This window comes from Halorubrum tibetense (genome assembly GCF_055396225.1).
Genome location: NZ_AP043742.1, coordinates 342193 through 353952, shown reverse-complemented (window position 1 = coordinate 353952; position 11760 = coordinate 342193). Strand labels below are relative to the sequence as shown.

General features: G+C 68.2%; 12 protein-coding genes. 6 read left to right on the top strand and 6 right to left on the bottom strand.

Translation table 11 applies throughout. The annotated features are described in order from the left end of the window. Positions 1-254: 254 nt before the first annotated feature. From ACZ5TV_RS01700 to ACZ5TV_RS01690, 3 genes are all read left to right on the top strand, one after another. The gene (locus ACZ5TV_RS01700) at positions 255-818 is read left to right on the top strand and encodes a DUF4397 domain-containing protein (RefSeq protein WP_464384048.1); all 564 of its coding nucleotides are present in this window, start codon (positions 255-257) and stop codon (positions 816-818) included. Between the two features lie 208 nt (positions 819-1026). Next, positions 1027-1986, top strand: coding sequence for a cell division protein CdpA domain-containing protein (locus tag ACZ5TV_RS01695; protein WP_464384047.1), 960 nt, complete (start codon positions 1027-1029; stop codon positions 1984-1986). A gap of 72 nt (positions 1987-2058) precedes the next feature. Further along, positions 2059-3003: a CehA/McbA family metallohydrolase gene (locus tag ACZ5TV_RS01690; RefSeq protein ID WP_379782223.1), complete on the top strand. Its 945-nt coding sequence runs from the start codon at positions 2059-2061 to the stop codon at positions 3001-3003. Between the two features lie 10 nt (positions 3004-3013). Here the strand turns inward: ACZ5TV_RS01690 and ACZ5TV_RS01685 are convergent, their stop codons facing one another. Together ACZ5TV_RS01685 and idi are read right to left on the bottom strand one after the other, a co-directional pair. Next, entirely contained in the window at positions 3014-3769 is a 756-nt protein-coding gene (locus ACZ5TV_RS01685; RefSeq protein WP_379782221.1) for a hypothetical protein, read from the bottom strand. A 90-nt stretch (positions 3770-3859) separates the two neighbouring features. After that, positions 3860-4456, bottom strand: a complete 597-nt coding sequence (gene idi, locus ACZ5TV_RS01680) for an isopentenyl-diphosphate Delta-isomerase (protein WP_379782219.1) — start codon at positions 4454-4456, stop codon at positions 3860-3862. A gap of 118 nt (positions 4457-4574) precedes the next feature. Between idi and ACZ5TV_RS01675 the strand changes: the two genes are divergently transcribed. Further along, positions 4575-6023 (top strand): ATP-binding protein, encoded by a 1449-nt coding sequence (locus ACZ5TV_RS01675; protein ID WP_379782217.1) that lies wholly within the window; start codon positions 4575-4577, stop codon positions 6021-6023. A gap of 37 nt (positions 6024-6060) precedes the next feature. Here ACZ5TV_RS01675 and ACZ5TV_RS01670 read toward each other — a convergent pair whose 3' ends face one another. Beyond that, entirely contained in the window at positions 6061-6645 is a 585-nt protein-coding gene (locus ACZ5TV_RS01670; RefSeq protein ID WP_464384046.1) for a class I SAM-dependent methyltransferase, read from the bottom strand. 113 nt (positions 6646-6758) lie between these two features. On the opposite strand from ACZ5TV_RS01670, the gene ACZ5TV_RS01665 reads away from it, so the two are divergent. Then, a complete protein-coding gene (locus ACZ5TV_RS01665; RefSeq protein WP_379783692.1) occupies positions 6759-7493 on the top strand; it encodes a GNAT family N-acetyltransferase in 735 nt (244 codons plus the stop codon). A 58-nt stretch (positions 7494-7551) separates the two neighbouring features. On the opposite strand, the gene ACZ5TV_RS01660 is transcribed toward ACZ5TV_RS01665, so the two are convergent. Beyond that, positions 7552-8121, bottom strand: a complete 570-nt coding sequence (locus ACZ5TV_RS01660; RefSeq protein ID WP_464384045.1) for a TspO/MBR family protein — start codon at positions 8119-8121, stop codon at positions 7552-7554. A gap of 82 nt (positions 8122-8203) precedes the next feature. Between ACZ5TV_RS01660 and ACZ5TV_RS01655 the strand changes: the two genes are divergently transcribed. Beyond that, on the top strand, positions 8204-9712 hold the full coding sequence (locus ACZ5TV_RS01655) for an FAD-dependent oxidoreductase (RefSeq protein WP_464384044.1): 1509 nt from the start codon (positions 8204-8206) through the stop codon (positions 9710-9712). A 34-nt stretch (positions 9713-9746) separates the two neighbouring features. On the opposite strand, the gene ACZ5TV_RS01650 is transcribed toward ACZ5TV_RS01655, so the two are convergent. Both ACZ5TV_RS01650 and ACZ5TV_RS01645 read right to left on the bottom strand, forming a co-directional pair. Continuing rightward, positions 9747-10781, bottom strand: a complete 1035-nt coding sequence (locus tag ACZ5TV_RS01650) for an AI-2E family transporter (RefSeq protein WP_379781723.1) — start codon at positions 10779-10781, stop codon at positions 9747-9749. A 162-nt stretch (positions 10782-10943) separates the two neighbouring features. Beyond that, positions 10944-11540, bottom strand: coding sequence for a DUF6149 family protein (locus tag ACZ5TV_RS01645; RefSeq protein ID WP_379781725.1), 597 nt, complete (start codon positions 11538-11540; stop codon positions 10944-10946). Between the last annotated feature and the right edge of the window lie 220 nt (positions 11541-11760).

The following is an 11760-nucleotide window of genomic DNA, read 5'->3' as shown; positions in this document are numbered from 1 at the left end:
GGTTCTCGCGCTCTTTCGGTGGACTGACCGACCAATGAATCGGGTACCCCATTTCGATCTCGACCGATTACGAACGGATTATTCACTGTCCGGGAGACGCGCCGCCTGCGGACGTGAGGATTAAGCCGGACGAAATCCAGAAACACACGGTTATTTACATTATTACAAAGCCGTATCCAGGTAGTTTGTAGGGCGCAACTATGACAAACGAATCTCCGGTACGAATCGGCCACTGTGTCCCTGACGCTCCGGACGTGGACGTCCGCGTCGACGGTGAAATGGGATTCGAAGAGATCGCATTCACCGACCTCACAGACTACGCGGTCCTGCCGTCGGGTAGTCACGAAGTGACGATAAGCGCACACGGCGAGACGGCGTCGGTGACTGAGACCACCCTAGACCTCGATGACGACACCTCCTATACGGTGTTGGCGATGGGAGTCCTCGCCAAGGATGACATCGCAGTCACCGCGATGGTCGACGATCCGGGGAAGGTCCCGGACGGCATGTGTCACGTGCGGTTCGCCCATGCCTCCCCGGACGCGCCCGCAGTGGACGTCCGCGTCGCGGACGGCGGCCCGACCCTCTTCGAGGGGATCGGCTTCAGAGAGTCGTCGGAGTACGCACCGGTCGATGCCGGCACGTACGACCTCGAGGTGTGTCCGGCCGGCACCGACGATGTCGCCTTGGCGCTGCCGGATACGATCCTCGAAGGCGGGAGCGCCATAACAGCTATCGCCGTTGGACAAGTCGAGGACGGTTCCCTGAGCGCCGTGATAGCCGAAGACACTACCATGACGCTCGCCGCTGACGACTGATCGACCCCCTACACCCTGTGACACCCCTGGTCAACCGAGCCGTCCGCTGGCTCGGTTGGCGTCCAACCCCAGTTCGCTACACGGTCGCTTACTCGCGGTTCGCAAACGAGAACATGAACAGCGATCCGCCGCCGCCTTGCCTTGTCGTTCGCCTGCTGTATCGCTATCGGGGATAACAATCAAGACCGTCGGCGGAGACGGTCGATACATGAGCGAGTCGAGCGAGTCGAACGAAACCAACCCGCTGATGGGGTACTACCGGCAGTACATTGGGGACCCCGATCGGGCCGTGGACGTGTACGCCGGGTTCGGGCTCTTCTTCGTGGGGCTCGGGCTCGGGCTGGTCGGCGTCGCCGTGTTCCTCTACAGCGCGACGCTGCCGCCGAACTCCGAGTCGATGTACGCGGTCCGGCAAGTCGCGTCCGTGGCGGCCGCGCTGGGGCTGCCCGCGCTGCTTTTGGGGGTCGTCGTCCTCCTCCCGGTCGACCTTCGGATGCTGTACCTCGGCGCGGGCGGCGGCGCGGTGTGTCTCGCGGCGATCGGTCTGTTCGTCTGGGCATACCCGCACGCGTGGAACGTCACCAACCCGCCGGATTACAGCGCACAGGGCGTGGCCGTCTACAGCCTCGGGCTCGTCGCCGTGATCGGCGCGACCGGCGCGGCGCTCGTCGCCCACCGCGTCGAGCGGGCGACCGGTGGGGTCGCGGGCGGTCCCGCGGGTCGTCCCGCGGCGGCGTCGGGGAGCGGGGCCGGAACCGCCGCGGGCAACGCTGTCGAGAGCGGTAACGGCGAGGACGCGGTGACCGACGCGCAGGTCCGTGCGGATATCGAACGGGAGCTGGAGGACGCCGAGCTGACGTGGGGGGGCGTCGAGCGGTCGGAGACGCGTCGGCTGGAGCTCGACACGAGCGACGTCGACGACGTCGACATCGACAGCGACGCACTCGCGGGGTCGGCGACGGAGACTCGGACAACCTCCGGCACCGTCAACGACGCCGTCTCCCAGCTCAAGGGGTTACAGGGCGGCGAGCAGAACACCGCCAGCGGCGCGGGGACCGACGACCAAGCCGCCGCGCTGCGTGAGCTCCGCGAACAGCAGCAGGCAGAGGAGATGGCCGAGGCGGACGACGAATCGGTCGTCGATCGGATCCGTGGGGTGTTCAGGTAGCCGAGTCGAAAGCGGTCGAGGTCCGACCCGCACATCGTCTTCTTATATACACCCGGTCACCTATCGACCACTGTGTCACGCGTCACGGTCCGTATCGATCCGCACGTCCACTCCGACGACAGCTACGACGGCCACGAACCGGTGGAACTGATCTTGGAACACGCCGCGGACATCGGACTCGACGCGGTCGTGATCACCGACCACGACACGATGGGCGAATCGCTCCGCGCGGCGGCGCTCGCGCCGGAGTACGGGCTGATCGGGATCCCCGGTGTCGAGGTATCGACCGCGCACGGTCACCTGCTCGCCATCGGCGTCGATCGGATGCCGCCGCGTCGCGAGTCGTACGCGGACACCGTCGCCTGGATCCGCGAGCACGGTGGCGTCGCGATCGTGCCCCACCCGTTCCAGCGGTCCCGCCACGGCGTCCGACGACGGGACATCCCGGTTCCGGAACCGTCGGTGAACACGGAGCGATCGGGCGGGACGGCCGCGGAGAATGAGAGGGTAGAAGTCGAGGCGACGACCTCCAGTGCAAGCACCGATCGATCGGGTGCCTCGGAGACCGCCGCCCCGATAGAGATCGACGCGGTCGAGGTGTTCAACGCGTGGCTGTTCACCGGGTACTGGAACCGCCGCGCGCGACGGTTCGCGGCGAAACACGGCTACCCGGGCGTCGCCGCCAGCGACGCACACCACCTGAACTACGTCGGCCGCGCGTACACCGAGCTGACCGTTGAGGGGCGCGACCGCGTCGCGGACGTGACCGCGGACGACGTGCTCGCGGCGATCCGTGCGGGAACCACGAGCGTCAGCGGGAAGCGTGCGCCCGTCCCGATGGCGGCGAAACACTACGTCACCGCCGGGGTCCGAAAGTCGGGTTACGCCGCCCGGACCGGGACACGACGCGGCGTCCGAGGCGTGACCTACGCCATCCGGGAGTCGGCGTCCATCGCCCGCGTCGCCGGGTACCAAGCGATCCAGCGGGCGAGCCGGGCGGCGTCGTGGCTGTTGTAGCCGATTCTCGTCAGTCCCGGACGATCCGTGTCTCGCCGTCCGCAACGACGACGTCGAGGCCGTGTTCGTGGACGAACGCCGCGGTGTAGTCGGGGACGACCCGTTCGGCCGCGAACCGCGCCCGCAACAGCGGGATCGTGTCCAGTAGGTCCGCACGCGTCGCCAGCCCGGGGAGGCTCTCGACGAACTCCACGTCGAGGCCGGCGTCCCGACCGCGGTTCGCGAGCGTCGGTAGCGCGGGCGCTTCGAACGCGCCGTCGAAGTCGATCGGCTCGGTGAAGCCGGCGTAATGGACCCGGCCGCGGGTCGATGGGCCGAGTACGACGCCGTTCGTCCGGAGTTTCATCGCCGCCGCGTCGATCAGGGTACGCGAGAGCAGCGCGGTCCGCGGCGTGACGACCGCGACCGAGTCGGCTCCCTCCTCGCGAAGCAGGTGCGTGACGGTGTTGCCGGCGCGAGCCCCGAACGACGAGCCGACCTGTCGCTCGAACCTGGCGTCCTCGGTGCCGCCGAGCGTGTCCGCGACCAGCGCGCGGAGCTCGGCCTCGGGTGGGGTGTCGGTGCGGTGAGACTCCGGGATAGTCTCCTCGTCGGGGTAGTTGACGAGCAGGTCGCCTCCCGACCGGTCGACCGCGAGCACGGCGTCGCGAAACGCGGCCTCGTACAGTTCGGCGGCCTCGGCGGTCGTCAGCGGCGTCGATTCCGCCAGTTCGGTCGCGACGAGCCCCTCGCGGGGCGGGTTCGCCAGCACGACGACGACGGTCATACCCGAACTGAGTCGCGGCGCAGCCTTCAAGCCGCGGTTTCGGGTCGACGGGAGAACGGTGTCGCGCGGCGAGAGGCGTTCGGCGTCCGCTCAGGAGAAGTCGCGGCGCATCGCGATCTCGAACCAGGGGCACAGGCGGAGCTGGCGGTACAGCGCCGGGTTCTCGTGGAGGTGGTCGTAGTCGACCCAGAGTCGACCCCCGATCTCCTCGTCGTCGGGATCGAGCGTCGTGTCCTGGAGCGTGACCTTCAGTACGGCACACACCTCCCACTCGACGCCCGCGTTCGGGTAGTAGCGCTTGTACTCGAACCGGTCGGTGACACGGAGGTCGTCGTATTGGTCGGGCGTGATGCCCAGTTCCTCTTCGAGCCGCTGTTCGGTCGCGTCCTCCTGTGACTGCCCCTCGACGGGGTGAGAGGCGACCGTCCCGTCCCAGTGGCCGTCCCACAGCCGCTTGGTGGGGGCGCGCTGGGCGAGGAGGATCCGCCCGTCGGTGTCGAACACGAGACACGTGAACGCGCGGTGGCGGATCCCGTCGCCGGTGTGGGCGTCGAGACGATTGACGGTTCCCTGCTCGTTGTCGTCGGGATCGACGGCGATGACGTCCTGTGCGGCGTTCGCGTGGTCGATGTCGGCGTCGCTCACGCTTCCCTCCGGATCGGGCGTCCCGGTGTCCTCGGAGCTCATACGGCGTTCGTCGCTCACCAGCACTAATAACTGTTCGATACGCCGGCGAGGGCGGCCGTGTTCGAAACGGCCGAACGGTTCGACGCGCTTAAACGGCTGCCGCGGGTATCTAACGGGGATGAGTGACCCGGCGCTCGACGTTGTCGAGTTCGTGTTGACCACACACTTCTACAGCGAGAACCGCGACCTCGACGAGAACGACCTCCCGCCACGGTTTCGGCGGGTGTTCTGGTCGGCCGACGCGGCCGATGACGCCCCAGGCGGCGTCGAGCGCCCGCTAACGGCGACCGACGAGACCGCCCGGACGGCGACCGGCGTCGAACGGCCATGGGACGCCGTCTCCGACCTGCTATTCACCCAGCGCACGGAGTTCTCCGGCGAGATCACGATCACCCAGCCGGAGATGGCGATGGAGTGGTATCAGGACCACGCGGACGCCGACCGGATCGCGTCGAACCCGACGCTTGTCGCGACGTTCGAAGCGACGGACGGGTTCGATGCGCCGGTCGACCACGAGACGGCGCGGGCCGATGTCCGTCCGATACAGGCCGACCGCGTCTGGATCGACGCGCTCCTCGAGGAGTACTTCGACGAGGACGAAGACGAGGACGCCGAGATGCTCGATCTGGTCAACATCCGAGCGCCGGAAGAGATCGAGACCACGCTCGCCGACCTCGTGTTGACCGGCGACCAGGAGGAGGAGATCCAGAAGATCGTCAAGGCGATCGAACACCGCGAGTACCTGGCCAGCATCGGGCTCCGCGAGATCGGCAAGCTGCTGTTCGTCGGCCCACCGGGGACCGGAAAGACCACCGTCTCCCGCGCGCTCGCTCACGAGCTCGGCGTCCCGCTCGTCGAGGTGAAGATGTCGATGATCACGAGCCAGTACCTCGGCGAGACGGCCAAGAACGTCGAGAAGACGTTCGAGGTCGCGAAACGACTCTCGCCGTGTATCCTCTTTATCGACGAGTTCGACTCCGTCGCGAAGACTCGGCGCTCGGACGAGCACGCCGCGCTGAAACGCGCCGTCAACACCCTGCTCAAATCGATCGACGAGGTATCGCTCGTCCGCGACGAGGTGCTCCTGATCGGAGCGACGAACCATCCCGACCAGCTCGACGCCGCCGCGTGGCGACGGTTCGACGAGATCGTCAACTTCCCCAAACCCGACCGGGACATGCGCGCTGACATCCTCCGTGTCGTCACTCGTGAGATGGACATCGCCGACTTCGACCCGCAGGTCGTCGCCGAGCGGACGAGCGGCCTCACCGGCTCGGACCTCCGGATGGTGCTTCGCGAGGCGGTGTTGGGCGCGCTCACTGAGGACCGGATGACGATCACCCAGGCGGACGTGATGGCGGCCGTCGAGGATTTCGAGGAGCGGGACAACCTCAAAAACATGGACATGATCGACGGGGAGGGCGCGGAGCTGCTCGGCGAGACCGACGACGCTGGCCACGACCACGGCGCCGGCCACGACCACGGCGCCGGCCACGATCACGAGGGGTCACGCGACCACGGGGACGCCGCCGGCGACGCCCAGGATCACGCACACCCGCAGGACTGACTACGGGACCGATCTCGGGTTACCGCTCGACGCTCGCTCACGACCCGTCCTCCAGCACGCCAGCGACCGTGTAGCCGAAGCCGCGGTCGACGACCGCGGCATCGAAGCCGGCGGCGTCGAGATCGGTCGAGAGCGCGTCGGGCGCGAGGAACTGCGAGTCCATGCCGATCGCTCGTTCGGCGGCTGCGAGTCCCCGGCCCAGCGGGTGTGTCGGGTCGAACTCGCGGATCACGAGGACACCGCCGGGCGCGAGGACCCGAGCGGCCTCCAACAGCGCCGCCCCCTGGTCGGGGAGATGATGGAAGGCGTCGACGACGAGCGCCGCGTCGACCGCGTTGTCGCGAAACGGGAGTCGCCCTGCGTCGCCCGCGACCCCCGACAGCCCTCGGTTCCGTCGTGCGCGTGCGAGCATCGGGATCGACGCGTCGACGACCGTGATCTCCGGTCCGGTCAGCGCGGCCGCCGCACGCCCGGACCCGCCGCCGACATCGAGCAGGCGGTCGATCGGTCGTTCCGCCCGATCGAGTCCAGCCGCCAGCACGCTCCCGTCGGCGGCGGGCATCACGCGGTCGTACAGCGGCGCGACCCGATCGAAGAACCGAACGTCGCCCACGCCGTGCATACGCCGGCGTACGGGGGCGGGTCGTTTATAAACCCCGATCGCGGATGAAGCCTGACCGCGGGTGACGACTTGGCCCGCCGAGGACCTTTATATATATTCCCCGTAGCGACGGTATGGAGTTCGTTGTCGTCGGAGCCTCCGACGAGGGGGCGACCCTCCGGCTCGACTACCGGGCGTTCGCGTACGCCGGCAAGTTCGTCGTCGGCTCCACCGGCAAGGCCGCCTTATATACTCCGGACGGGTCGCCGGCAGCGCCGGGCTGGGAACCGGAGCGGCCGCTCCCCGACGGCGTCGACGCCGACGCGTTCGAACGCGACGTGATCGCCGCCGTCTCCTTCTCGCCGGATCGGACGGATCCGAACCGCTGTCGGCTGCGGTACGTCACCGTTCACGCCGCGCGCCGAGGGGAGGGCGTCGGCCCGGAGCTGATCGCTCGGACCGTCGCCTGGCTCGCGGACGCCGGCTACGATCGGGTCCGGATCGCGGTGAACAACCCGTTCGCCTACGAGGCGTGTTATAAATGCGGCTTCGCGTACACGGGCGAGACGACCGGACTCGCGGAGCTCGAACTCGAACGACCCGCGGACCGACCGGCCGCCGCCCGCGACGACCACGAGAGGTACCGGTCGGGGTTAGTCGCCTTCCGCGACCGCGATGCCGACCGCACGGAGGCGGAGCGTCGGTTCCTCGTGAGTCGGATCGGCGAGCGGCAACCCGACGGCGAACGACGACCGGATGGCGAACGACGACTCGACGGCGAGCGGCAGCCGGCCGACGCCAACGATGCCGACGGGGATATCGGGTCCGCCGGGCCCCCGGCGCTCATCGACCTCGTCGAACGGGACTGACCGCGTCCGAGAGGGACACCGCTCGATCCCCGTCACGGTTCGTCGGGCGAGCTCCGCCTCAGTTCGCGGCCCAGATCGCGTAGTTCAGCGCGGTCGCGAACCCGACCCACGCGAGGTACGGCACGAGTAGGAGCGCTGCACGCCGGTCGAGCCGGTCGAACGCGACGATCGTCGCGGGGACGAGCACGAGGAGGGCGGCGAGGACGACGAGTCCCAGGTCCGGCCGTTCGAGCCCCCAGAAGACGGGCGACCAGGCGACGTTCACCGCGAGCTGGAGCCCGAAGAGGCCGAGCGCGACCCGAGTAGGACGGTTATCGGGGATGAAACCGGAAGCGGTCGCGAAGCCGTCCCGAGCACGCTCGGCGCTTGACGCGACGCGCGCCCGCCCGGCTCGAACCACGAGCACGACGGCGACACCCATCAGGGCGTACAGCACGGGCCAGACGACGCCGAACGCCCAGTTCGGCGGGTAGAACGCCGGCAGCGTCAGAGACGCGAACCAGGCACTCCCGGTGGCGGTGAACGGGACGCCGAGCGCGCCGACGACGTTGACCGCGACCGCGGCGGCCAGCATCGCGAGCGCGTCGCGACGGTCGAGCGGCCGAGCGTCCACGGTGGAGGTAGTCATAGCTGCTCGGACGGGCGGCGAGTGGATAAACCGTGTGACACCGCCACAACACACTTACCCCCCTCGGGCCGTCGTTTGTGATATGTACGTCGTCGCCGGCGGCGGGCTCGCCGGACTGGTCGCGGCCGCCCGGATCGTCGAGGCCGGTCACGACGTTCGGGTGTTCGAACCGACCGACGCGGTCGGCGGCATCGCCCGGACGTACGGGACCGCCGGCGACCCGATCGAACGGTTCCCGACCCCCCTCGGATCCACCGACATCGACCGGGGCGGCAGGGTTCACGAGGTGGCGGCCGCTCACGGCGTCGCCGACCGGATCGTCCGGTCACGCGGCCGCACCGCCCGGTATCTCGACGGGGTCGTCCATCCCGTCGACGCGCCGTGGGAGCGGTTAGCGTACCCGGGGCTCGGCCCCCGAAACGTCCTGAGACGACGGCGCGTCGAGCGAGCGGTCCGCGCTTCGGTCCCCGACGACGTGAGCGCCCGGTCGTTCCTCGCGGACCGCGGCGTCGACCGCGACGACGAGTGGTTCGAACCGCGCCTCCGCGCCGAGTTCGGGGATCGGGTCGACGACGTCCCGGCCGCGTGGCTCGCCGACCGGTTCGAAGCCCAGACCGACCGCGACCGGCACGGGGCGGTCGTCGGCCGATTCGAGGGGTCGTTCCGCGTTCTCGTGGAGGCGCTCATCGAGACGATCGGCGACGGGCGGATCCGCCGGAACGCCCGCGTCGTGGACGTCGACACTCCCGCCGCGAGCGACGACTCCGCCTTCGACGACGCCGGCCTCGGCTCCGTGGACGGCGACCCTGCTTCCGTGGACGGCGACCCCGCTTCCGTGGACGGCGACCCCGCTTCCGTTGACGGCGACCCCGCTTCCGTTGACGGCGACTCCGCTTCCGTTGACGGCGGTTCCCCGGTGACCGTCTCCGTCACCGACGACGCGAGAACCCGACAGCTCGAAGCCGACGGAGTCGTTCTCGCGACAGGCCCGAGAGAGCTTGAACGGGTCATCGGGACGACCGTCGGGGTCGACCCGCTGGCGCGGACCTGCGCGCTCGTGACGACGACCGACCCGGTGACCGACGTGTGGCGGCTCATCCCCGACGGCGACGCCCCGTTCGGGACGCTCGTCGAACACACGAACGCAGTCCCGCCGACCCGGTACGGCGGCGATCACCTGCTGTACCTCGTCGGTCGGGGAGTCGGTAGCAGAGGGGGTGACGACGAGCGTGTGAGCGACGAGGGGGTTCGGGCGTCGTGGCTCGCCGCGCTGTCGGATCGGTTCCCGTCGTTCTCACGGGAGTCCGTCCGGTCCGTCCGGGTCGCGACCGACCCGTGCGCTGCGGTCGTCCCTCGGAGCGGCTCGACGAGGGACGAGGCCCGGGGAGACTGGCCGATCCCGGTCGACCTCAGCGATGCGGGGTTCGGCCGGATCGCGTATGCGGGTCCGGGGAGCGAAGCCGATCGATTCGGAACCGGGATCGGCGCGCGCGTCGCCGCCGGGGTCGCGGCCGGCGAGGCGGCCCTCGATGGGACGCCCCCGCCCGAGCCGGATGGGTGGTCGTGGGGGACGAACGCGGAGTCGAGGTAACCGCGTCAAGGGATCACACCGGCACCGAAACCGCTCAGATCGCGTCGTAATCCTCTCGAAACGTCTCCAGCGTCGCGGCGAGGACGCCGATGACGATGGGGCCGACGAAGAGTCCGGTGTAGCCGATGGAGTAGATCCCGCCGAACACGCCGACGAGGATGACCCCGGGGTTAAGGTGGGCCTGCTGGTCGATGACGATCGGTCGGGCGTAGTTGTCCACCATCGAGACGACGGCGAGTCCGTAGGCCGCCAGCAGGATCCCGGCGGTCACCTCGTCGATCACGACGAGATACGCCGCGGCCGGCCCCCAAACGAGGAACGCGCCGATGAGCGGTAACAGTGCGAGAATAGCCATCACGAACGTCCAGAAGACGACGTTCGGGATCCCGACGGCCCAGAGCCCGAGGCCGGCGATGATCGCCTGTAACAGCGCAACGGAGATGTGGCCGATCACGACGCCGCGGGTGGTGGCGTCCACTTTCTCGAAAAGGTCGTCGGTGACATCGGCGGGAAGCGGTATCATCGACCGGAGCCACGCGACGAATCCGGGGCCGTCCATCAGCGCGTAGTACACCAAAAAGAGCGCGAGCACCAAGCCGAGCGAGGCACGGAGAACGCTCGTGAGCACGCCGCTCAACCCGCCGAACAGGGTGTCGAGGAGCACGTCTCCCGTCGTCACGAGCCACCCTTCGATGTCGAACTCCTCGCCGGTGAGTTCGACGACGCGCGCTTCGATCGCTGCCACGTCGATATCGCTCTCACCAGTCGCGATCGCGGTGAGGTCCTCGATAAACACGAACGAGATGTACACGAGCGGGAGGATCACGGCGACCAGCGACCCGAGTATCAGCGTCACCGCGGAGGCCATCTCGACCGCTCGACCCGTTATCGGGCCGTGGCCCTCCGCTAACGGCTCGAGCCGCTCTGCGAGGAACTCGTGGAACGGAAAGAGGACGTATGCGAGGATGACCGCGGCGATGACGTATTCGATGAACGGGAAGACGATCAGAAGCGAGAGGACCGCGACCGCCGCGATCAACAGGAGGAGGAACGACTGACCGCGATTCATACCGGCCGATCGCCCCCGCCCGTGATAAAAGTAGACACTCCGACGACGTCGACTTCCGGGAGTTCAGGAGCCGGGTCGTCTCTCAACAGCCGGGATCCTCGCTCGAGTCCTGGCTTCGTCGCTCAAGTCTTGGCTTCGTCGCTCAAGTCCTGGTTTCGTCGTTCAGGCGCTGGCTTCGTCCTCGTCGAGCCCCGGCGCGGCTGCGGGGTCGACCTCCTCCGGCTCCGTCCCGTCCCCGCCGACGACGGTCTCGCCGTCATCCGTCTCGACGTACACGTCGTCGGCGAAGCCGGCGAGCGCGTTCTCGTACTCCGGTTCCGCGAGTCGGTCGGGGGTTTCCGGCGCGTTCGCGACGCCCTCGACCGGCAGGAACGCCCCGAGCGGGTCGTCGATCGTGATCCCGTGGTCCGTGAAGAACCCCTCGTACCGGCGGAAGTGCTCTTCCAACTCGTCGGCCGGGATCTCCATCATCTCGGTCCACCCGTGGTTGAAGAAGTCGAAGTTGGCCTGGATATGGGTGATCTCGCGGGCCTTCGCTTCCGGGAACCCGGCTTCGAGCGCGGCGACGTACGTGTCCATCGTCGCGTCGAAGAAGTCGTCGAGGTGCTCGCGCCGCTCCTCCCGGCGCGACTCGTCCGCCTTGTTGAGGAAGATGCTCGTGTGGAGGTCGACGAGTTTGTCGTTGGCGACGTCGCCGACGACCGGCGTCGTCAACGCCTTCTTCGCGGCCCAGTGACGGATGTTCTGCCGGATCTTCATACGACGAATTGGGCGTGAACGACCTTGAATCTGTGGCGTCACGCCGACGGAGCCGAGACGGAAGCGGCGCAGGTCGCCCACGTGGATGAATCGCCTTTTATACTCTCCATTCGCTATGAAAACGACTGTATAAGGGCCCCTAAACTCCGTCTATGCGGTTCTATCACGAACGGGGAGACGGATGACAACCCACTTTACCCCCGAATCCGAACGGCCGATC